This is a genomic window from Streptomyces sp. NPDC096013, assembly GCF_044763565.1.
Taxonomy (GTDB): Bacteria; Actinomycetota; Actinomycetes; order Streptomycetales; family Streptomycetaceae; genus Streptomyces.
On sequence record NZ_JBIWGK010000009.1, the window covers coordinates 299498 to 320707 of the forward strand.

Sequence of the window (21210 nt, forward strand, 5' to 3'; positions counted from 1 at the left end):
GCGAATGACCAGCAAGGTGACGGAAGAGGCGCTCGGTTACGAGCAGGCGCGCGACGAGCTGATCGAGGTCGTCCGGCGGCTGGAGGCGGGGGGCACCACCCTGGAGGAGTCGCTCGCGCTCTGGGAGCGCGGCGAGGAGCTGGCCAAGGTGTGCCGCCGCTGGCTGGACGGCGCCCGGGCCCGGCTGGACGCGGCGCTGGCGGAGGAAGAGGCCGCGGAGGACGAGGGCGAGTAGACGAGGGCGGGCAGCGGTTCCTGCCGGTCGCCGCGAGCGGCAATCGACAGCCCGGAGCCGCAGCCCGCAGCCCGCAGCCCGCAGCCCGCAGCCGACAACCCGTAGCCGGTAGCAACAGGTCACGGCGCCCCGTACGCGCCGACAGCGGTGATCCCCTGTGAAGCGGATCACCTCGCCCCACTTTTAATTGAATGTTGAACCTTCCTGGCGTACGGTCTGTCGTGTCAGCCTATCCGGACCGCGGTCCGGATATCCGGTTCCCGGCCCCCGAGGAAGTTCACGCATGTCTCTCGTTCTTGACCCCGCCGCCCAGGACCTGCTGTTCCGCGAGGCCCGCACCGCGAACACGTTCACCGACGAGCCGGTGACGGACGAGCAGGTGCAGGCGATCTACGACCTGGTCAAGTACGGCCCGACCTCGATGAACCAGTCGCCGCTGCGCATCACCCTGGTCCGCTCCCCCGAGGCCCGCGAGCGCCTCGTGCGGCACCTCGCCGAGGGCAACCAGAAGAAGACCGCCGCCGCCCCGCTGGTCGCGATCCTCTCCGCGGACAACGAGTTCCACGAGGAACTGCCCAACCTGTTCCCGCACTTCCCGCAGGCCAAGGACGCCGTCTTCGGCGAGCGCTCGGTCCGCGAGGGCAACGCCGCGCTGAACGCCGCCCTCCAGGCCGCGTACTTCATCATCGGCATCCGCGCCGCCGGCCTCGCCGCGGGCCCGATGACCGGTCTCGACTTCGCCGGGCTCCAGAAGGAGTTCCTGGACGACGACCACACCCCGCTGATGGTCGTCAACATCGGCAAGCCGGGCGAGGACGCCTGGTTCCCGCGCTCCCCGCGACTGGCCTACGACGAGGTCGTCACGACCGTCTGAGGCGCATGACACACACAAGGCCCCCGGCACGCACAGTGCCGGGGGCCTTCGTCGTGATCGCCGGCCCACCTCGTCCCAGTCGGGCCGCGCGGAGCCGTGAGGCTACTTCGTCCTCAACGCCTTCGCCATCTCGGTCAGCTGACCGAAGGACCCGGTGCCCGCGACGACCGTCGTCGAGCCCTTGTCCGCGAGCACGAGGGCGTCGTAGCGGCCGCCGGTGTAGCGGGTCCAGGTGCGGCCGTCGATGTTCTGGGTGGTCTTCGTCGCGGCGGCGCCCTGGCTGGCGGTCTCGATGAAGTCGGCCGGCTTCTGAGTCGACTGCTCTATCTGCACGTACTGACCGCCAGGGGCACTGAACCCGAGGTGCCAGGCGTCGAACGCGGCGCCGTCGTAGCTGACCGAGGTCGCCTTCCAGCTCTTGGCCAGGCCTTCCGGGGCCGCCACCGGGTACGGCGCCGCGCGGCGCGCCGTGAGCAGCTCCACGCGGTAGTCGACCCGCTTGACGTCCGGAGCGTGGTCGCTGTGCGGGATGAAGATGTAGACGATCGCCGCCGCGATCCCGATCAGGCCCAGGGAGAGGATCATGTCCCTGACCGTCTTCTGCTTGCCGTTCGAACCTGCCACGTCCCTATCGTCGCAGGTGCCCTGGTCCGCTCATCCGTGGGGCCCCCTGCTCATTTTGTCTGCCTGGCGATAGAGTCGTGGCCATACCCTCATCCGGCCGTCGTCGTATCAGAAAGGTGCGCTCCGATGACCGAGCATCATCATCTGCCGTCCGAACTCGAGGTCCCCTCCGAGGCCCCCGACCGCAACCTCGCCCTGGAACTCGTCCGGGTGACCGAAGCCGCCGCGATGGCCGCGGGCCGCTGGGTCGGGCGCGGTGACAAGAACGGCGCCGACGGCGCCGCCGTGCGTGCCATGCGGACCCTCGTCTCCACCGTCTCGATGAACGGCGTCGTCGTCATCGGGGAGGGCGAGAAGGACGAGGCGCCGATGCTCTTCAACGGCGAGCGCGTCGGTGACGGGACCGGGCCCGAGTGCGACATCGCCGTCGACCCGATCGACGGGACCACGCTCAACGCGAAGGGCATGCCGAACGCGATCGCGGTGCTGGCCGCCGCGGACCGTGGGTCGATGTTCGACCCGTCCGCCGTGTTCTACATGGACAAGCTCGTCGCCGGGCCCGAGGCGGCCGAGTTCGTCGACATCGAGGCGCCGATCTCGGTGAACGTGCGGCGGGTCGCCAAGGCGAAGCGCGTCACGCCGGAGGACGTCACCGTCGTCGTGCTGGACCGGCCTCGGCACGACGGGATCATCAAGGAGATCCGGGAGACCGGTGCGCGGATCAAGCTGATCTCCGACGGGGATGTCGCGGGGTCGATCCTGGCGCTGCGGGAAGGCACCGGCGTGGACCTGCTGCTCGGGATCGGCGGTACGCCCGAGGGCATCATCTCCGCGTGTGCCGTGAAGTGCCTCGGGGGTGTGATCCAGGGCAAGCTGTGGCCCAAGGACGACGCCGAGCGGCAGCGGGCGCTGGACGCGGGACACGACCTGGACCGGGTGCTCACCACCGATGACCTGGTGTCGGGGGAGAACGTGTTCTTCGTCGCCACCGGGATCACGGACGGGGAGCTGCTGCGGGGGGTTCGCTACCGGTCGGAGACCGCGACCACCGACTCGATCGTGATGCGGTCGAAGTCCGGGACGGTCAGGCGCATCGACTCGGAGCACCGGTTGAGCAAGTTGCGGGCGTACAGCGCGATCGACTTCGACCGGGCCAAGTAACGCGCCTGAGAGGGGTGTTCCGCCGGGCGTCGGCGGCCGCGGGGTGCTGTGGCCGGTCGCGCCCGCGCGGCGGAGCCGCGGATGTCACGGCCCCGCACCCCCTGGCCGGCCGCCCTGGCGGGCAATGAAGAGGCGCCCCCGGTGCGGTGGGGGCGCCTCGTCTTCGTCAGTCAGCCTGCCGCTGCTATGCGGGCCGCTCGGGACTTCTGGAGTTCCAGGTCGCGGCGGCGGCGCCTGGCCAGGACCACGCGGCGTTCGGCGGCGGTGAGGCCGCCCCAGACGCCGTAGGGCTCGGGTTGCAGGAGGGCGTGCTCTCGGCACTCGACCATGACCGGACAGCGGGCGCAGACGCGCTTCGCGGCGTCCTCGCGGGAGAGTCGGGCGGCGGTGGGTTCCTTGGACGGTGCGAAGAACAGGCCGGCCTCGTCGCGCCGGCACACCGCTTCGGTGTGCCAGGGAGCGTCTTGGTCCCTGTCTCGCGCAGGCACCCGCTGGGCCGGAACAGCAGCTACCTGCAGGGACGAATGCGGCGGTTGCAGCACGGTCTACTCCTGACGACGGCTTCGCGAGCGAGAGACGATGCAGCAAGGCCTACCCGCTGTGCGCGCGCCTATGCACTGAGTTCCGAACCGCCGGCTCCCGGGCGCTTCCGTGCGCCGTCAGGACCCGGCGGGCGTGGACCGATCGGCTCCGCATGTGTCCCGATTCACGACCGTCAACGGTCCAGGTGCTTGCGCAAACTCTTGTCGACCTTGCGCTGGACCCGATCGAGAATGTCCGCGACGAGCTTGCCCCGCTTCGGTTTCGCCTCGATGTTTCCGAGGACGGCCCAGCCGTCGACGTAGACCACGGGCGCGTCCGGCTCCGGTGAATCCAGCGTGTCCACCTCGAAGTTGCCGAGGACTCCGCCGCCGGTGCCGCGCAGCGACACGTTCTCCGGGACGCGGATCTCGACGCTGCCGAAGACCGAGACCGCCTTGATGACGACCTGCTGGTACTCGAAGATCGCCTCGCTGAGGTCGATCTCGACGCTGCCGAACACGGCGTACGCGTGCATTCTGCGGCCCGCGCGCCAGCGGCCCTTGCGCATCGCGGCGCTGAACACCGCCACCACGTGCTCATCGGCCTCGGCCGGGATCGCGCCTTCCGTCGGGCGGTTCGGGGCCGGGCTGTACGACGGAGTCCGCCGCCGGTGGCCGTGCGCGGCCGGCAGGTCCTGGATGAAGACCTCCAGCTCGCCGACCGTCTTGGCGCTCAGCACCCCCTCGACCCGCTCGGCGTGCTCGTCCGCGTCCAGCCGGCCCTCGGCCAGGGCCTCGCGGAGGATGTCGGCGATGCGGTCGCGGTCGGCGTCCGACGCGCGCAGTGCCGAGGCGGCGGGGGCGGGCTGCTGGGCGGCGGACTGCGGGGCCGCGGGCTGCTTCTGAAGGTCCACGGCAGCAGCGTACCCAAACGCGATAGATCGCGACTAGGGGTGTGGACAACGTGGGCGCGGCGCGGCCCCGGAGAGGAGCCCGGGAGAACTGAGCCTTACCTCACAAGCTCGCTGTCAGTGGCAGGTTCTACGCTGGTGAGCGCCCGCCAGTGTCGGCGGGCGGCCGTCTGTCGAGTGAGGAATGGGCTGCGATGCCTGAGTTCGCGTACACCGATCTGCTCCCCATGGGAGAGGACACCACCCCGTACCGGCTGGTGACCTCCGAGGGTGTCTCCACCTTCGAGGCCGACGGGCGGACGTTCCTCAAGGTCGAGCCGGAGGCGCTGCGCAAGCTGGCCGCCGAGGCCATCCACGACATCCAGCACTATCTGCGCCCGGCCCACCTCGCGCAGCTGCGCCGGATCATCGACGACCCCGAGGCGTCGAACAACGACAAGTTCGTGGCGCTGGACCTCCTGAAGAACGCGAACATCGCCGCCGCCGGCGTGCTCCCCATGTGCCAGGACACCGGCACGGCGATCGTCATGGGCAAGCGCGGACAGAACGTCCTCACGGAGGGCGGCGACGAGGCGGCCCTGTCGCGCGGCATCTACGACGCCTATCTGAACCTCAATCTGCGGTACTCGCAGATGGCGCCCCTCACCATGTGGGACGAGAAGAACACCGGGTCGAACCTGCCGGCCCAGATCGAGCTGTACGCGACCGACGGCGGCGCCTACAAGTTCCTGTTCATGGCCAAGGGCGGCGGCTCGGCCAACAAGTCGTTCCTCTACCAGGAGACCAAGGCGGTCCTCAACGAGGGCTCCATGATGAAGTTCCTGGAGGAGAAGATCCGTTCGCTCGGGACGGCCGCCTGCCCGCCGTACCACCTGGCGATCGTGGTCGGCGGCACGAGCGCCGAGTACGCGCTGAAGACCGCGAAGTACGCCTCCGCGCACTACCTGGACGAGATCCCGGCCGAGGGTTCCGAGCTGGGGCACGGCTTCCGGGACAAGGAGCTGGAGGAGAAGGTCTTCGAGCTGACGCAGAAGATCGGGATCGGGGCGCAGTTCGGCGGCAAGTACTTCTGCCACGACGTGCGCGTGGTGCGGCTGCCCCGGCACGGCGCGTCCTGCCCGGTCGCCATCGCCGTGTCCTGCTCGGCCGACCGCCAGGCCGTCGCGAAGATCACCGCCGAGGGCGTGTTCCTGGAGCAGCTGGAGACGGACCCGGCGCGGTTCCTGCCGGAGACGACCGACGAGCATCTCGACTCCGCCGAGGAAGACGTCGTGCGGATCGACCTGAACCAGCCCATGGACGACATCCTCGCCGAGCTGACCAAGTACCCGGTCAAGACCCGGCTTTCGCTCTCCGGGCCGCTCGTCGTGGCGCGTGACATCGCGCACGCCAAGATCAAGGAGCGGCTGGACGCGGGCGAGGAGATGCCGCAGTACCTGAAGGACCACCCGGTGTACTACGCGGGGCCCGCGAAGACGCCCGAGGGGTACGCCTCGGGGTCCTTCGGGCCTACGACCGCCGGGCGCATGGACTCGTACGTCGAGCAGTTCCAGGCGGCGGGCGGGTCCAAGGTGATGCTGGCCAAGGGGAACCGGAGCAAGCAGGTCACGTCCGCGTGTGACGCCCACGGCGGGTTCTATCTCGGGTCGATCGGCGGGCCCGCGGCGCGGCTTGCGCAGGACTGCATCAAGAAGGTCGAGGTCGTCGAGTACGAGGAGCTGGGGATGGAGGCGGTCTGGAAGATCGAGGTCGAGGACTTCCCGGCGTTCGTCGTCGTCGACGACAAGGGCAACGACTTCTTCCAGAACCCGGCGCCGGAGCCCACGTTCACGCATATTCCGGTGCGGGGGCCGGGGCTGGCGTAGGGGTCTTCGCCCCCGCCGCCCCTACCCTTCCCATCCTCAGGGGTTCTGCCCCGTTCCACCCCGCCAGGGGGCTCTGCCCCCTGGACCCCCTATCGGCCCCTAAGGGCCTCGTCCTCAAACGCCGGACGGGCTGAGTGGGACGCCGGAAAGTCCTGTACTCCGTCCCGGTTCGTCCCAGGGACAGCCGGGACGGCATTTTCGGGTGCTTTGCCGGAAAAGCTCCGGGTCGACTGGATCACATCCCGTGGTCCACGGTCGACTCGGAGGAACCCCCCATGTTCGGACGCCTTCTGCGCAACGGGCTCGTGGCCGCGGTCGCGGCTGTCGCCGTCTTCCCCGTGACAGCCGTCGCCGCCACCGCCGCCCCGGCCCCGCATCACGTCACCCACCACCACGCGGCGCGGCACGTGGTGGGACGGGTCACCACCCGGCACTACAAGCGGCTGAACATCCGTTCCGGCCCGGGCACCGGCTACCGCGTGGTCGGTTCCCGGCCGGTCGGTCGGATGCTGCCGATCGTCTGCGAGACGTACGGATCGAACGTCTTCGGCAACCACCGCTGGTACAAGCTCCCGCACCACGAGGGCTATGTCTCCGCCCACTACGTCCACAACCGCGGCGCCGTCCGCTGGTGCTGACCCCCGCCTGACCCACGGCACCCCCGACGGGACGGTCCCGTACGTCCCGTCGGGGGACGCCAGGTCAACACCCCTTCATATTCGGGCAATCCGGGTGTGGCCCGGCACCGGCCCCGGGAACGGATCACGGCGGTCACCCCGGTACGGCGAGGGAGCAGGATGGAAAGCCACGTGACGGTCGAGCGACAGCCGCTGCCCGGCCCGTACGACGACGCAGGGCGGCTCCTGACGGAACGGCTCCGTCTCCTCAAGCGGCGGACCGGGCTGAGCCTGGCCGCGCTGGCCTCCGTCACCCCGTTCAGCAAGTCGACGTGGCACCGCTATCTCAACGGCGACCACCTCCCGCCCCGGTCCGCCGTCGAGGCCCTCGCCCGGCTCGCGCACACCGACCCCGGCGCGCTGCTCTCCCTGTGGGACGCGGCGACCCAGGAGCAGGTCAGCAGGGTCACGCCTCCGCCGCCGCAGCCGCCTGCCCAGGTTCCAGCCCCCGCCCCTGTTCCAGCCCCTGTCCCCGGGCCGGCCGTACGGTCCCGTCGGCTCCGGCCGCCGGTCCGCGCCCTCGTCGCCCTCGCCGCGATGGCCGCCACGGTCGCGGTCACCGCCGGTGCCGCCGACGTCCTCGACCACGACACCGGCCCGGAGCGGTCCACGGTCGCCTCCTGCCGGGGCGGGGGCTGCCAGGGGACGCTGCCGTCCTCGGAGACCTGCGCCCGGGACGCCCGTACGGAGCGGTCGGCGGCCCGGGCCGCCCAGGTCGTGCTGCTGCGCTACTCGCCGTCCTGCGCGACCGTCTGGTCCGAGGTGCGCACCCGGGTCGCCGGGGCGCGGGAGATCTCCATCAGGGCGGGCCAGGACGAGCTGTCCGCCGAGTACCCCGGTCACCGCTCGGACGGCTTCAGCAGCCCTATGCTGGCCGCCGCCGACCCGCGCGGGGCCCAGGCGTGCGCCGAGGTGGGCGGCAGGCCGGTGTGCACCGGCCCCGGCCACTGAGCGCTCGGCCGGGACACTCCGTTTACGCCCGGCGCGCCGGGAACACGGGAGGTGTCCGCGATGCTGTCCCCCACAGGAGGTGATCGGCGATGGCCGACGGTCAGACAGTGGGTCCGTTCCGTGTCGAGCACGATTCGATGGGGGAGGTGCGGGTCCCGGTCGACGCGAAGTGGCGGGCGCAGACCCAGCGGGCGGTGGAGAACTTCCCGATCTCGGGGCAGCGCATCGAGCGCGCCCACATCGAGGCGCTGGCCCGGATCAAGGGTGCCGCCGCGAAGGTGAACGCCGAACTGGGCGTGCTGGACAAGGACATCGCGGAGGCGATCCAGGAGGCCGCTCGTGAGGTGGCCGGCGGGAAGTGGGACGAGCACTTCCCGATCGACGTGTTCCAGACGGGGTCCGGCACCTCGTCCAACATGAACACCAACGAGGTGATCGCCACCCTCGCGACCGAGCGGCTCGGGCGCGATGTGCACCCGAACGACCACGTCAACGCCTCGCAGTCGTCCAACGACGTCTTCCCCTCCTCGATCCACATCGCGGCCACCGGTGCCGTCATCCATGACCTGATCCCCGCGCTGGAGCATCTCTCGGGCGCGCTGTCGCGCAAGTCCGTCGAGTTCGCCGATGTCGTGAAGTCCGGGCGCACCCACCTGATGGACGCCACACCGGTCACGCTGGGCCAGGAGTTCGGCGGGTACGCGGCCCAAGTCCGGTACGGCGTCGAGCGGTTGGAGGCCTCGCTGCCCCGGCTCGCCGAACTGCCCCTGGGCGGTACGGCGGTGGGCACTGGGATCAACACCCCGCCCGGGTTCTCCGCCGCCGTGATCGCCGAGGTCGCGCTGGTCACCGGGCTGCCGCTGACCGAGGCGCGGGACCACTTCGAGGCGCAGGGGGCGCGGGACGGGATCGTCGAGACCAGCGGGCAGCTGCGGACCATCGCCGTGGGACTGACGAAGATCGCGAACGATCTGCGGTGGATGGCGTCCGGCCCGCGCACCGGGCTGTCCGAGATCTCGCTGCCCGATCTTCAGCCGGGGTCCTCGATCATGCCCGGCAAGGTCAACCCGGTCATCCCGGAGGCCGTGCTGATGGTCGCCGCGCAGGTCGTCGGCAATGACGCGACCGTCGCCACCGCCGGCGCCGCGGGCAACTTCGAGCTGAACGTGATGCTGCCGGTGATCGCCAAGAACGTCCTGGAGTCGATCCGGCTGCTGGCCAATGTGTCCCGGCTGCTCGCCGACCGGACCGTGGAGGGGATCGTCGCGCACCGGGAGCGGGCGCGGGAGTACGCGGAGTCGTCGCCGTCCGTGGTGACCCCGCTCAACAAGTACATCGGGTACGAGGAGGCCGCGAAGGTCGCCAAGAAGGCGCTCGCGGAGCGGAAGACGATCCGTGAGGTCGTGCTCGAGAACGGCTATGTGGAGCGCGGCGACCTGACCGAGGCGCAGCTCGACGCGGCTCTCGATGTCCTGCGGATGACACGTCCGTAACCAATGGGCGCCCCGGCGTGAACCGTGACGCGGACCGCAGCGTCGTATGCCCGGGGCACCTAATATCTGTTCATGGCAGACGGTGGAGCGGTGCGAGCGGTGGAAGCGGGTACGTCTACGGCCTTCTGGGCGCCCGGGGATCAGATCCTGTGGCGCTACCGGGAGAACGCCGGGCCGCGCTTCCACATCGCCCGCCCCGTCACCGTCGTCCGTGATGACGAGGAGCTGCTCGCCGTCTGGATGGCGCCCGGCACCGAGTGTGTGCGGCCGGTGCTCGCGGACGGCACGTCGGTGCACGGGGAGCCGCTGGAGACCCGGTACACGAAGCCGCGCACGGTCCGGCGCGACCACTGGTTCGGCACGGGTGTGCTGAAGCTGGCGCGGCCCGGTGAGCCCTGGTCGGTGTGGCTTTTCTGGGAGCCGGGATGGCGGTTCAAGAACTGGTACGTGAACCTTGAGGAACCGCAGCTCCGTTGGGCCGGCGGGGTCGACTCGGTGGATCACTTCCTGGACATCTCCGTGCACCCGGACCGCAGTTGGCGCTGGCTCGACGAGGACGAGTTCGCGCAGGCGCAGCGGGACGGTCTGATGCCTCCCCAACTGGCCGAGCGGGTAAGGGAAGCGGGCTGGTCGGCGGTCGAGGTGATCCGCGCGTGGGGGTCTCCGTTCGCGGACGGCTGGCAGCACTGGCGCCCGGATCCGTCCTGGGCTGTACCTTCACTTCCGGAGGACTGGGACCGCACCCCCGCGCACTTGTCCACATGAGACCCTTGATGCGCCCCCGGTCGACAACCGTAGGATCGTCCTCCGCAAGGACACAGCGACAACTCCCCGGGTAGGCACCGGGACTGACCAGACGTCACCGAGGGGCGGCAGGACGTGAGCGAGGGGTATCAGGACACCACCGGTTCGGGCCGCCGGTCCGCCGGTGGCACAGGAACAGCCTCTGACCACGCGGGAATTCCGTTCCTGGGGCACGTATTCCGGGTATCGGCATTTCGGCGGGACGATCCGCGCGCTCGGCGTGCGGACCCGGACGGACGGATTCGACACGCGTGACGGAGCACCCCACCTCGTTCGAGCGCCCCGGCGGCGCCGACCCCGCAGACCCCCGCGGGGCGCTCCTGCACACCTCGACGCCGTCCAGGCCGTCCGGTGGTGCCGGCTTACCGGCACAGGCACGCACCGGTGAGCCGCCCTCGGCGCCGGGTACGAGCACGTCCCGCGCCAAGGGGAAGGACCCGGCAGGTACCCCTGTGAAGCCCGAGCCCGATACCGCCGCAGCCGGTTCCGAGCACTCCCAGCCCTCTGCGGCCGAACCCGACGCCCATCGCCCCCGCCCCTCGCCGGACGGCATCCCGGCCCAGCCGGGCGGCGGCGGGCTCGCCGACGCCTCCGGCAAGGAGCGCCGTACGGGACAGGGGCTGCCGCCCGGTGGCCCCATGCCGATGCGGCGGGACGGGGACCGGCTGCGCTTCGTGGGCGCGGCGACCCGGCGGATCGCCCGCGGCATCGACCTCGACGAGATCGTCATGGGGTTGTGCCGGGCGACCGTGCCGACGTTCTCGGACGCGATCCTGGTCTATCTCCGCGACCCGCTCCCGGTGGGCGACGAGCGGCCGACGGGTCCCGTCGTGCTGCGCCTGCGCCGCACCGACCGCATCCCGGAGGAGCGGGACACGGAGAACGGCTTCATGCCCGCGATACAGCCGGAGCAGCCCTCCGAACTGTCCGCGGTCACCGCGGAGTTGTGCGAGGTCCGACCCGGCGGCGCGCTGAACGAGGTACTGCGGGGCGTCCGTCCCGTCTTCGCCGACTCCCCCGCTGCCCGTGCCGCGCTGCCCGAACTGCTCGGCGAGGGCGGCGAGTTGATCGTCCCGGCCGGTCAGCGGGCGATCCTCGCGCCGCTGCGCGGCCGGCGCCGGGTGATCGGCGCCGCGCTCTTCCTGCGCCGCCCCGAGCGCATGGCGTTCGAGGCCGACGACCTCCTGGTCGCCGCCCAACTCGCCACGCACAGCGCCCTCGGCATCGACAAGGCGGTCCTCTACGGCCGTGAGGCGTACATCGCCGACGAGCTCCAGCGCACCATGCTCCCGGAGACCCTGCCCCGCCCCACCGGCGTCCGGCTGGCGTCCCGGTACCTGCCCGCCGCCGAGACCGCGCGGGTCGGCGGCGACTGGTACGACGCGATCCCGCTGCCCGGCAGCCGGGTCGCCCTGGTCGTCGGCGACGTCATGGGCCACTCCATGACCTCGGCCGCGATCATGGGCCAGCTGCGCACCACCGCCCAGACGCTGGCCGGTCTCGACCTGCCCCCGCAGGAGGTCCTGCACCACCTCGACGAACAGGCCCAGCGGCTGGGCACCGACCGCATGGCGACCTGCCTCTACGCGGTCTACGACCCGGTCTCGCACCGCATCACCATCGCCAACGCGGGCCACCCGCCGCCCGTGCTGCTGCACCTGGGCGGCCGGGCCGAGGTGCTGCGGGTGCCGCCCGGCGCCCCGATCGGTGTCGGCGGGGTCGACTTCGAGGCCGTGGAGCTGGACGCCCCGGCGGGTGCGACGCTGCTCCTCTACACGGACGGGCTGGTCGAGTCGCGGCTGCGGGACGTGTGGACCGGGATAGAGCAGCTGCGCGAGAAGCTCGCCGCGGTCGCGCAGCTCACCGGACCCGATCACCCGCCGCCCCTGGAAGCCCTGTGCGACGAGGTGCTCGACATGCTCGGCCCGGGTGACCGGGACGACGACATCGCGCTGCTCGCCGCCCGCTTCGACGGGATCGCGCCCAGCGACGTGGCGTACTGGTTCCTCGACCCGGAGGACTCGGCGCCCGGCCAGGCCCGTCGGCTGGCCCGGCGCGCGCTGGCCCGCTGGGGCATGGAGGACATGAGCGACTCCGTGGAGCTGCTGGTCAGCGAGGTCGTGACGAACGCCGTGCGGTACGCCTCACGGCCGGTCACGCTGCGGCTGCTGCGGACGGACGTGCTGCGCTGCGAGGTCGGCGACGACGTGCCCCAGCTGCCGCGGCTGCGCCAGGCGCGGGCGACGGACGAGGGCGGACGCGGGCTGTATCTGGTCAACAGACTGGCCCGTCGGTGGGGAGCCACGCGGCTGAGCACCGGAAAGGTGGTCTGGTTCGAACTGAACCGGAATTAGAACCGGTCCAAAAGTTGCCGACATTCCGGCGTCGGAGTTGACTGCTGGGGTACGCGAAGGCGAAGCGACCTGATTTCCCTGAACAGGAGGACGCTCGTGACGCAGACCCCCCAGCAGGCTCCGTACACCACGAACAACGTCGGCATCCCGGTGGAGAGCGACGAACACTCGCTCACCGTCGGACCCGACGGCCCGATCCTGCTCCAGGACCACTACCTCATCGAGAAGATGGCCCAGTTCAACCGGGAGCGGGTCCCCGAGCGGGTGGTGCACGCCAAGGGCTCCGGCGCGTACGGCTTCTTCGAAGTGACCAATGACGTCAGCCAGTTCACCCGGGCCGACCTCTTCCAGCCGGGCAGGCGCACCGAGATGCTGGCGCGGTTCTCCACCGTCGCCGGTGAGCAGGGCTCGCCCGACACCTGGCGCGACCCCCGCGGCTTCGCGCTCAAGTTCTACACCGAGCACGGCAATTACGACATGGTGGGCAACAACACCCCGGTCTTCTTCGTCCGTGACACGATCAAGTTCCAGGACTTCATCCGCTCGCAGAAGCGCCACCCGGTGACCGGGCTGCGCAGCAACGACATGCAGTGGGACTTCTGGACCCTCTCCCCCGAGTCGGCGCACCAGGTGACCTGGCTGATGGGCGACCGGGGCATCCCGAAGACGTACCGCCACATGAACGGCTACAGCTCCCACACCTACATGTGGATCAACGGTGCCGGTGAGCGGTTCTGGGTGAAGTACCACTTCAAGACCGACCAGGGCATCGAATTCCTCACGCAGGCCGAGGCCGACGAGCTGGCCGGGTCCGACGCCGACAAGCACCGCCGTGACCTGTTCGAGTCGATCGAGGCCGGGAACGCGCCGAGCTGGACCCTGAAGGTCCAGATCATGCCGTTCGAGGACGCGGCGGACTACCGCTTCAACCCCTTCGACCTGACGAAGGTCTGGCCGCACGGGGACTACCCGCTGATCGACGTCGGCCGGATGACCCTCAACAGGAACCCCGAGGACTACTTCGTCCACATCGAGCAGGCCGCCTTCGAGCCCTCGAACCTGGTGCCGGGCATCGGCCCCTCACCGGACAAGATGCTGCTGGGCCGGCTGTTCTCGTACCCGGACACCCACCGGTACCGGATCGGCCCCAACTACACCCAGCTGCCCCCGAACCGGCCGCACTCCCCGGTCAACTCGTACGCCAAGGACGGCCCGATGCGCTACGAACCGTCGCGCGCCGCCCGCCCGTACGCCCCGAACTCCTACGGCGGCCCCGCGGCCGACTTCGGGCGGTTCGGCGACCCGGCGAGCTGGCAGACCGCGGGTGAACTGGTCCGCGAGGCGACGAGGCGGCACGCCGAGGACGACGACTGGGGCCAGGCGGGCACGATGGTCCGCGAGGTCTTCGACGACGCGGCCCGCGACCGCCTCGTCGCCAACGTCAGCGGCCATCTGAAGGCCGACGTCTCCCGCGCGGTCCTCGACCGCGCCTTGCAGTACTGGCACAACATCGACAAGGAAGTCGGCGACCGGATCGCCGCGAACTTCGCCTAGCGGCAGGCGAGTTCACCCGACGGTACGAGAGAGGGCGCCCGGCGATGTGCCGGGCGCCCTCTCGCGTCGTACGGGACGACCCCCTACTGGCCGAGCCCGCCGAACGGCTGGTCCGTGCCGCCGGCAGTCGGTGTCGCCGGCGGACTGGTCGTCGGCGTCGGGGTGGGCGTCGGGGTCGGCGTCGGCGTGGGAGTCGGGGTCGGGGACTCCGTCGTCGGGGTCGGCGACGGCGACTTGGTCGTCGGCGTCTCGGACGGGGTCGGCGACAGGGTCGGGGTCGGCGTCGGGGAGTAGGTCGGCTCGACGGCCGCGCCCTGGGTGGTGTTCAGGTCGAACTTGTTGTTCGCCTTGGTCACCCCGAACATGTACGTCGCCCAGATCTCCGCCGGATAGCCACCACCGTTGATGCGGCCTCCGCTGGTGGCGATCAGACCGGTCGCGCCGGTCAGCGGCACCTGCGCGTGGGACTTGGCGTCCTCACCGAACAGACCCACCGAGGTGACCAGGTCGGGCGTGTAGCCGGTGAACCAGGCCGACTTGTTGTTGTCGGAGGTGCCCGTCTTGCCCGCGACCTGCTGGCCGTCGCGCTTGGGGTTGTTCTGCACCGACTTCTTCGCCGTACCGTCGTCGACCACACCGGTCAGCACCGAGGTCACCGTGTCGGCGGCCTCGACCGGGATCACCTGGGAGCCGATCGGGTCCGGCATGGTGACCGTGCGCGTGTTGTGCGCGACCGACTTGATGATCGACGGGGTGACCTTCTTGCCGTGGTTGTCGAAGGTGGCGTAGACGCCGGCCATCTCCATCGGGCTCGCGCCCATGGTGCCGAGGGTCTGCGCCGGTACGGCCTTCAGGTCGCCGGTGTCCATGCCCAGCTCGCCCGCGGTCTTCATGACCTTGTCCATGCCGACGTCGACACCGAGCTGCGCGAACACGGAGTTGATCGACTGGTTCATCGCCTTCTGGACGGTGACCTTGCCGTAGTCGGCGTCGTCCTCGTTCTGCGGCGCGAACGCGATGTCGCTGCCCACCACCGGGCGCCTGCTGGTGCCGTCGTAGATCGTGTTCGCCGTGATCGTCTTGCCTGACTGCGTCTTGGCCTGGTCGGCCAGGGCCGCGGCCAGGATCACCGGCTTGAACGTCGACGCGGGCTGGTAGTCGGTGCGGGTCGCGTTGTTCACGTAGTGCTCGGTGTAGCCCGTGCCGCCGTACATCGCCACGACCGCGCCCGTCTTCGGGTTCACGGAGACCGCGCCGGGCTGGACGTTGCCGTCGACCTTGCGCTTCTTGACGTCGAGCTTGCTGGTCAGCTGGGACTTGACCGACTTCTCCAGCTGGGCCTGCTTCTTCTTGTCGATGTTGAGCGTGATCGTCCAGCCGCCCGCGCTGACCAGCGTCTCGGCGTCCTTGATGTTGGCGGCCTGCCCCGAGGCGATGAGCTGCTTCTCCAGGGCCTCGTTGGCGGCGGTCACCATGTAGCCGGTCTGGCCCGCCATGCCGGCCTCGGTCTTGGGCGGCTTCGGGACCGGGAACTTCATGGCCTCGCGCTTGGCCGTCGTCAGCCAGTCCTGCTTGACCATGTTGTCCAGCACGTAGTTCCAGCGCGCCTGCACCAGCTTGCGGCCGGTGTCGGTCGCCGCCTGCCAGTCGTACTGGCTCGGCGCCTGGAGGAGCGCGGCGAGATAGGCGCCCTGCGGGACGGTGAGGTCCTTGGCGTCGACCCGGTAGTAGGCCTGCGCGGCGGCCTGGATGCCGTAGGCGCCGCGGCCGTAGTAGCTGGTGTTGATGTACCCGGCGAGGATGTAGTCCTTGGACTTCTCGCGGTCCAGCTTGAGCGAGATGACCATTTCCTTCAGCTTGCGCGTGACGGTCTGGTCCTGCGTCAGGTAGTAGTTCTTGACGTACTGCTGGGTGATCGTCGAGCCGCCCTGCGCGCCCTTGCCGGACAGCGTGTTGAGCAGGCCGCGGGCGGTGCCCTTGAGGTCGACGCCGGCGTCGCTGTAGAACGTCTTGTTCTCGGCGGCGACGAAGGTCTCCTGGACGGCCTTGGGGACCTGCGAGAGGTCGACGTTCTCGCGGTTCACATCGCCCTTGCGGGTCAGGATCGAGCCGTCGCTGTACTTGTAGACGTTGCTCTGCAGCTTCGCGTCGGCGTTGCCCGCGGGGATGCTGATCATCATGTAGAGCACGATGAACGCGCCGATGCCAAGCAGGCAGACGCCGAGGAACGTGCCGAGGATCTTCTTCCAGGTGAAAAGCCTGCGTATGAAGCTCTTACCGTCCTTGGCACCCTTGGCGCCCTCGGCAGCCGCCGCTGACGAGCGGCGGGTCTTGGGCGCGGCGCGGTGGCCACCGCGCTGGCGCGCTCTTCTCTCTTCCGCTCGTCCCATGAGTCCGTTCCGCTCCGCTTCGCTCTCTTGTGATCCGTTGTCACACAGCTTCGCCCGTCAAGTCAGCTCAGAAAGCTAACACCAGGAGTTGTGACAAAGGGCTGTCGATCCGGTCCATTACGGACGTGACAATCAGCACCCGTACCAATGGAACCGACGTACGAGAGGGGTCGAGGGTTGCCGCAGCCGGCCAAAGCGATAGCACTTCGACTCCACCGGGAGGCGGGTACCAGGCGCCGGCGGAGGCGGGGCGGCCTCGGACGCCGGACGGGCCGGACCCTGCCCACCGGCGTGTGGCAGAACCGTGACAATCGGCCTCCACCTGCACGTTCCCACCCGCCGCCATGATCTACACACGGTGCGTATACACACCAGGTATACCCCGTGTGTAGAGTGCTCGGCATGTCCATCGGTCACACCCTCCTGGGGCTCCTGGAGTCCGGCCCGCGCCACGGTTACGACCTGAAGCGGGCCTTCGACGAGAAGTTCGGTCACGACCGGCCGCTGCACTACGGCCAGGTCTACTCGACGATGTCCCGACTGCTGAAGAACGGCCTCGTCGAGGTCGACGGCATCGAGGCGGGCGGCGGGCCCGAGCGCAAGCGGTACGCGATCACCGACGCCGGGATCACCGACGTACAGAAGTGGCTCGCGACGCCGGAGAAGCCCGAGCCGTACCTTCAGTCGGCCCTGTACACCAAGGTCGTCCTCGCGCTGCTGACCCACCGGAACGCGGCGGAGATCCTCGACGTGCAGCGCTCCGAGCATCTGCGCAGCATGCGCATCCTGACCGACCGCAAGCGCAAGGGCGATCTCGCGGACCAGCTGATCTGCGACCACGCCCTCTTCCATCTGGAGGCCGACCTGCGGTGGCTGGAGCTCACCGCCGCGCGCCTCGACAAGCTCGCCGAGGTGGTGGCCAAGTGACGACACATCCCGCCGGTTCCCTGCTCGCGGCCCAGGAGCTGCGCAAGGCTTACGGCCCGACGACCGCGCTCGACGGCGCGGAGTTCTCCATCCACCCCGGCGAGGTCGTCGCCGTGATGGGCCCCTCGGGGTCGGGGAAGTCGACGCTGCTGCACTGTCTCGCCGGGATCGTGCCGCCCGACTCGGGCTCGATCACGTACAACGGGCAGGAGATGGCGACCATGAGCGACGCCCAGCGCAGTGCGCTGCGCCGCTCGGAGTTCGGGTTCGTCTTCCAGTTCGGGCAGCTGGTGCCGGAGCTGACCTGCGTCGAGAACGTCGCGCTGCCGCTGCGGCTGAACGGCACGCACCGCAAGGAGGCCGAGCGGACCGCGCTCGGCTGGATGGAGCGCCTTGAGGTCGACGACCTCGCCAGGAAGCGGCCCGGCGAGGTCTCCGGCGGACAGGGGCAGCGCGTCGCCGTCGCCCGCTCGCTGGTCACCGGACCCCGGGTGCTGTTCGCCGACGAGCCGACCGGCGCGCTCGACTCCCTCAACGGCGAGCGCGTGATGGAGCTGCTGACCGAGGCGGCCCGGTCGACCAACGCGGCCGTGGTGCTGGTCACGCACGAGGCGCGGGTGGCCGCCTACTCGGACCGCGAGATCGTCGTACGGGACGGGAAGTCCCGGGACATGGAGCGCGTCGTATGAACGCCCGTCAGTGGGGGGCCGATCTGGCCATGGGCGTACGGTTCGCCTTCGGCGGCGGACGTGAGGGCTGGGTACGGGCCGTCCTGACGGCCGTCGGCGTCGGGCTCGGGGTGGCGCTCCTGCTGCTCACCACGGCCCTGCCGAACGCGCTGGCCAACCGCGACGAACGCGGCAGCGCCCGGCAGGACTTCACCTACAGCGGGAAGCTGCTGCCGAAGGCGGACGACACCCTCATCGTCGCCGACCGGGACACCACCTTCCGCGACAAGGACATCCGCGGCCGGGTGCTCCAGCCGGAGGGCGCCAAGGCGCCGCTGCCGCCGGGCATCGGGGCGTTCCCGGCGACCGGCGAGATGGTGGTCTCCCCCGCGCTCGACAAGCTCCTCAAGTCCGACTCAGGGAAACTGCTGCGCGAACGGCTGCCCTACCGGGTCACCGGCACGATCGCGCACACCGGGCTCATCGGACCCGCCGAACTCGCCTACTACGCGGGCGGGACGGGGCTGGAGCAGCGCATCTCCGGCGGCACGGTCGAGCGCATCGACTACTTCGGGCCCTCCCCCAACACCAGTCCGGACAAGCTGGACCCCATCCTGCTGCTGCTGATCGTGATGGTCTTCGTCGTCCTGCTGCTGCCGGTCGCCGTGTTCATCGCCGCGGCGGTGCGCTTCGGCGGCGAGCGCCGGGACCGACGGCTCGCGGCGCTGCGGCTGGTCGGGGCGGACGGGCGGATGGCGCGCCGGATCGCGGGTGGCGAGGCGCTCGCGGGGGCGCTCCTCGGGCTCGTCTTCGGCACCGGGTTCTTCCTGGTGGGGCGGCAGTTGGCGACCCTGGTGGACGTGCGGGACATCAGCGTGTTCTCCAGCGACCTCAACCCGTCGCCCGCGCTCGCCCTGCTGGTGGCCGTCGCCGTACCGGCCGCGGCCGTCCTGGTGACGCTGTTCGCGCTGCGCGGGGTCGTCATCGAACCGCTCGGCGTGGTCCGCAAGGCGAAGCCGCCACGCCGCCGGCTGTGGTGGCGGCTGCTGATGCCGCTGGTCGGCCTGGCGATGCTCTACCCGATGACCGGCAAGGGCAACACGAACGGCAACTTCAACCAGTGGCTGGTGATCGGCGGCACGGTGCTGCTGCTGGTCGGTGTCACCGCCCTGCTGCCCTGGGTCGTCGAGGCCGCCGTGATCCGGCTGAACTCCGGCTCGGTGTCCTGGCAACTCGCCGTCCGCAGGCTCCAGTTGAGCAGTGGTTCGGCCGCCCGGATGGTCAACGGCATCGCGGTCGCGGTGGCCGGGGCGATCGCCCTTCAGATGCTGTTCGCCGGCGTCCAGGGCGACTACACCAAGCCGACCGCCAACGATCTCAACCGCGCCCAGATGGAGGCCTACGTGGCCGGCACGACCTCGCTGGCCGAGGTCGACCGCCGCCTCACGGCCACCAAGGGCGTGCGCGGCGCGTGGGCGATCTCGACGACCTCGGTCGGGAACCGGGCGCTGAACCCGGACGACGAGCTGGAGACGACCGTCGGCAGCTGCGCCGAACTGCGCGAGGTGGCCCGCCTGCCGAGCTGCCGGAACGGCGATGTCTTCCGGATCGAGGGCGGCGAGTACGACGACCAGGCGCGACGCATGACCAAGGCGGGCAACACGGTCTACCTCAACCCGATGTACGCCACCTCGCCGACCGAACCGACCCCGTGGAAGGTGCCGGCCGGAGTGAAGACGGCGACCCACCGCAAGGACCCGACCGGGTACGCGCGCGACGGACTGCTGTTCACCTCGGGGGCGCTGCCCGCACAGGCGGCGAAGGGGCTGACCCAGAAGGCGTACGTCTCGCTGGACCCGTCGGTGCCGGACGCGACCGAGTACGTACGGAACACGGTGGCGCGGATGGACCCGCTGGCGAACGTGTTCTCGCTGGGGGCCAGTGAGCAGTCCCGGCAGTTCCGCTCGATCCGTACCGGGCTGTTCGTAGGCGCGGGCTGTGTGCTGCTGCTCATCGGGGCGAGTCTGCTGGTGTCGCAGCTGGAGCAGTTGCGCGACCGCAAGAAGCTGCTGTCGGCGCTGGTCGCCTTCGGCACCCGGCGGCGCACGCTGAGCCTGTCGGTGCTGTGGCAGACGGCGATCCCGGTCGCCCTGGGCCTGGTGCTGGCCACGGCGGTGGGGCTGACGCTGGGCGCGGTGCTGCTGAAGATGAGCGCCGCGACGGTCCGTATCGACTGGTCGAGCGTGCTGGCGATGTCCGGCATCGGGGCGGGCGTCGTCCTGGCGGTGACCCTGCTGAGCCTGCCGCCGCTGCTGCGGATGATGCGACCGGACGGGCTGCGCACGGAGTAGGAGTCCGTCCGCAGCCGCCCGCCCGCCTCAGAGTCCGTACTCCCGCACCACGCGCCGGACCTGGGCGAAGAGCATGCCCACGTTCACGGACTTGCGGCAGACCACCACGGCGACGACGTCCTGTTGCTCGGTCATCCGCACGAACAGGTGGGTGAGGTTCTCGCTGTTGACGAGGATCTCCTGGAAGAAGTGGTGGTCACTGGTGATCCCGCGACGCTCCTTGAAGACGTCCTCGATCATCACGACCGTCCGGCCCTGGAACAGGTCGAGGGTCGCACCCGCCAGCAGGTCGAGGACCTCTGGCGGGTGGTTGTCGATGGTCTCGTACGACAGCAGCATGCCGGTGGCCATGTCGACCACGCCCGAGGCCACACAGTCGGGGGCATCGGTCCTGAGCGTTTTGACCAGGCCCATCACCTGGTCGGAGAATCCTGGGGTCATACGTTTCGTCGCCATCCCTTCACACTCCTTCTGACGCCTTCTCGGCGAGGATCGACTCGATGCGGTCGAGCGTCGGCCGGGCCGCGAGATGCAGCCGGTCGACGTCCATCCCCTCGTCGCCGAGCACCACCATCAGCGCGGTGTCGCCGACGGCGTAGGTCACGGCGCAGCCGTGACTGCCGTACGTCACGGTCTGGCGCAGCGTGCCGCGGTCGGTGGCCTCGGCGGTCCGCCGGGCCAGACCCAGGCCGGCCGCCGCCAGCGCGGCGAGGGCCTCCGGGTCGATCGAGGCGGCGGTGTCGGCCGCGATGAGCAGTCCGTCGGCCGCCGTGAGCGCGGTGTCGGTGATACCGGTTACCTTTTCCCGCAGTTCGCGCATTTCCCAAGCCAGGGCTTTGTGATCCACTTA

General features: G+C 70.2%; 19 protein-coding genes. 13 read left to right on the forward strand and 6 right to left on the reverse strand.

Annotation, left to right across the window (positions count from 1 at the left end):
- The first annotated feature begins 4 nt into the window (after positions 1-4).
- Together ACIRB1_RS29130 and ACIRB1_RS29135 are read left to right on the forward strand one after the other, a co-directional pair.
- Entirely contained in the window at positions 5-235 is a 231-nt protein-coding gene (locus tag ACIRB1_RS29130; protein WP_352180834.1) for an exodeoxyribonuclease VII small subunit, read from the forward strand.
- A 283-nt stretch (positions 236-518) separates the two neighbouring features.
- A complete protein-coding gene (locus tag ACIRB1_RS29135; protein ID WP_352180835.1) occupies positions 519-1109 on the forward strand; it encodes a malonic semialdehyde reductase in 591 nt (196 codons plus the stop codon).
- A 102-nt stretch (positions 1110-1211) separates the two neighbouring features.
- Here the strand turns inward: ACIRB1_RS29135 and ACIRB1_RS29140 are convergent, their stop codons facing one another.
- Positions 1212-1733: a DUF4245 domain-containing protein gene (locus ACIRB1_RS29140; protein WP_403467518.1), complete on the reverse strand. Its 522-nt coding sequence runs from the start codon at positions 1731-1733 to the stop codon at positions 1212-1214.
- A gap of 126 nt (positions 1734-1859) precedes the next feature.
- Here ACIRB1_RS29140 and glpX point away from each other — a divergent pair, with 126 nt between their 5' ends.
- Entirely contained in the window at positions 1860-2894 is a 1035-nt protein-coding gene (gene glpX / locus ACIRB1_RS29145; protein ID WP_352180837.1) for a class II fructose-bisphosphatase, read from the forward strand.
- Positions 2895-3064: 170 nt separating this feature from the next.
- On the opposite strand, the gene ACIRB1_RS29150 is transcribed toward glpX, so the two are convergent.
- Positions 3065-3436: a WhiB family transcriptional regulator gene (locus tag ACIRB1_RS29150; protein ID WP_352180838.1), complete on the reverse strand. Its 372-nt coding sequence runs from the start codon at positions 3434-3436 to the stop codon at positions 3065-3067.
- A gap of 173 nt (positions 3437-3609) precedes the next feature.
- Entirely contained in the window at positions 3610-4329 is a 720-nt protein-coding gene (locus tag ACIRB1_RS29155; RefSeq protein ID WP_352180839.1) for a DUF1707 domain-containing protein, read from the reverse strand.
- Between the two features lie 191 nt (positions 4330-4520).
- Between ACIRB1_RS29155 and ACIRB1_RS29160 the strand changes: the two genes are divergently transcribed.
- From ACIRB1_RS29160 to ACIRB1_RS29190, 7 genes are all read left to right on the forward strand, one after another.
- A complete protein-coding gene (locus ACIRB1_RS29160) occupies positions 4521-6191 on the forward strand; it encodes a fumarate hydratase (protein WP_352180840.1) in 1671 nt (556 codons plus the stop codon).
- A gap of 275 nt (positions 6192-6466) precedes the next feature.
- On the forward strand, positions 6467-6829 hold the full coding sequence (locus ACIRB1_RS29165) for an SH3 domain-containing protein (protein WP_403467519.1): 363 nt from the start codon (positions 6467-6469) through the stop codon (positions 6827-6829).
- Positions 6830-6988: 159 nt separating this feature from the next.
- Positions 6989-7819: a DUF2690 domain-containing protein gene (locus tag ACIRB1_RS29170; RefSeq protein WP_403467520.1), complete on the forward strand. Its 831-nt coding sequence runs from the start codon at positions 6989-6991 to the stop codon at positions 7817-7819.
- An 89-nt stretch (positions 7820-7908) separates the two neighbouring features.
- Positions 7909-9312 carry a class II fumarate hydratase gene (locus ACIRB1_RS29175; protein ID WP_403467521.1) on the forward strand — a complete coding sequence of 468 codons (1404 nt, stop codon included), beginning with the start codon at positions 7909-7911 and terminating at the stop codon, positions 9310-9312.
- 72 nt (positions 9313-9384) lie between these two features.
- Positions 9385-10077, forward strand: coding sequence for a DUF402 domain-containing protein (locus tag ACIRB1_RS29180; RefSeq protein ID WP_352180844.1), 693 nt, complete (start codon positions 9385-9387; stop codon positions 10075-10077).
- A gap of 290 nt (positions 10078-10367) precedes the next feature.
- Entirely contained in the window at positions 10368-12470 is a 2103-nt protein-coding gene (locus ACIRB1_RS29185; RefSeq protein WP_329553116.1) for a SpoIIE family protein phosphatase, read from the forward strand.
- Positions 12471-12566: 96 nt separating this feature from the next.
- A complete protein-coding gene (locus ACIRB1_RS29190) occupies positions 12567-14024 on the forward strand; it encodes a catalase (RefSeq protein WP_352180845.1) in 1458 nt (485 codons plus the stop codon).
- A gap of 83 nt (positions 14025-14107) precedes the next feature.
- Here the strand turns inward: ACIRB1_RS29190 and ACIRB1_RS29195 are convergent, their stop codons facing one another.
- Complete coding sequence (locus ACIRB1_RS29195; protein WP_403467522.1) at positions 14108-16414, reverse strand: transglycosylase domain-containing protein; 2307 nt, start codon at positions 16412-16414, stop codon at positions 14108-14110.
- 402 nt (positions 16415-16816) lie between these two features.
- Between ACIRB1_RS29195 and ACIRB1_RS29200 the strand changes: the two genes are divergently transcribed.
- Genes ACIRB1_RS29200 through ACIRB1_RS29210 form a run of 3 tightly spaced genes read left to right on the forward strand, consistent with a single transcriptional unit; the run spans position 16817 to position 20360 of the window.
- A complete protein-coding gene (locus tag ACIRB1_RS29200) occupies positions 16817-17341 on the forward strand; it encodes a PadR family transcriptional regulator (RefSeq protein WP_033286588.1) in 525 nt (174 codons plus the stop codon).
- Positions 17338-18030, forward strand: a complete 693-nt coding sequence (locus tag ACIRB1_RS29205) for an ABC transporter ATP-binding protein (protein WP_352180847.1) — start codon at positions 17338-17340, stop codon at positions 18028-18030. Before ACIRB1_RS29200 ends, ACIRB1_RS29205 begins: the two co-directional genes overlap by 4 nt.
- Positions 18027-20360: an ABC transporter permease gene (locus ACIRB1_RS29210; protein WP_403467523.1), complete on the forward strand. Its 2334-nt coding sequence runs from the start codon at positions 18027-18029 to the stop codon at positions 20358-20360. Before ACIRB1_RS29205 ends, ACIRB1_RS29210 begins: the two co-directional genes overlap by 4 nt.
- A gap of 27 nt (positions 20361-20387) precedes the next feature.
- Here ACIRB1_RS29210 and ACIRB1_RS29215 read toward each other — a convergent pair whose 3' ends face one another.
- On the reverse strand, positions 20388-20816 hold the full coding sequence (locus ACIRB1_RS29215; protein WP_317887102.1) for a hypothetical protein: 429 nt from the start codon (positions 20814-20816) through the stop codon (positions 20388-20390).
- A gap of 4 nt (positions 20817-20820) precedes the next feature.
- Positions 20821-21180 (reverse strand): roadblock/LC7 domain-containing protein, encoded by a 360-nt coding sequence (locus tag ACIRB1_RS29220; RefSeq protein WP_352180952.1) that lies wholly within the window; start codon positions 21178-21180, stop codon positions 20821-20823.
- Positions 21181-21210: the final 30 nt, after the last annotated feature.

What these genes read in the sequence shown, in the direction of transcription:
- ACIRB1_RS29200 (WP_033286588.1), top strand. Translation starts at nt 16,817, where the DNA reads ATGTCCATCGGTCACACCCTCCTGGGGCTCCTGGAGTCCGGCCCGCGC.
- ACIRB1_RS29180 (WP_352180844.1), top strand. Translation starts at nt 9,385, where the DNA reads ATGGCAGACGGTGGAGCGGTGCGAGCGGTGGAAGCGGGTACGTCTACG.
- ACIRB1_RS29195 (WP_403467522.1), bottom strand. Translation starts at nt 16,414, where the DNA reads ATGGGACGAGCGGAAGAGAGAAGAGCGCGCCAGCGCGGTGGCCACCGC.
- ACIRB1_RS29170 (WP_403467520.1), top strand. Translation starts at nt 6,989, where the DNA reads ATGGAAAGCCACGTGACGGTCGAGCGACAGCCGCTGCCCGGCCCGTAC.
- ACIRB1_RS29220 (WP_352180952.1), bottom strand. Translation starts at nt 21,180, where the DNA reads ATGCGCGAACTGCGGGAAAAGGTAACCGGTATCACCGACACCGCGCTC.
- ACIRB1_RS29175 (WP_403467521.1), top strand. Translation starts at nt 7,909, where the DNA reads ATGGCCGACGGTCAGACAGTGGGTCCGTTCCGTGTCGAGCACGATTCG.
- ACIRB1_RS29135 (WP_352180835.1), top strand. Translation starts at nt 519, where the DNA reads ATGTCTCTCGTTCTTGACCCCGCCGCCCAGGACCTGCTGTTCCGCGAG.
- ACIRB1_RS29130 (WP_352180834.1), top strand. Translation starts at nt 5, where the DNA reads ATGACCAGCAAGGTGACGGAAGAGGCGCTCGGTTACGAGCAGGCGCGC.
- ACIRB1_RS29160 (WP_352180840.1), top strand. Translation starts at nt 4,521, where the DNA reads ATGCCTGAGTTCGCGTACACCGATCTGCTCCCCATGGGAGAGGACACC.
- ACIRB1_RS29215 (WP_317887102.1), bottom strand. Translation starts at nt 20,816, where the DNA reads ATGGCGACGAAACGTATGACCCCAGGATTCTCCGACCAGGTGATGGGC.
- ACIRB1_RS29210 (WP_403467523.1), top strand. Translation starts at nt 18,027, where the DNA reads ATGAACGCCCGTCAGTGGGGGGCCGATCTGGCCATGGGCGTACGGTTC.
- glpX (WP_352180837.1), top strand. Translation starts at nt 1,860, where the DNA reads ATGACCGAGCATCATCATCTGCCGTCCGAACTCGAGGTCCCCTCCGAG.
- ACIRB1_RS29165 (WP_403467519.1), top strand. Translation starts at nt 6,467, where the DNA reads ATGTTCGGACGCCTTCTGCGCAACGGGCTCGTGGCCGCGGTCGCGGCT.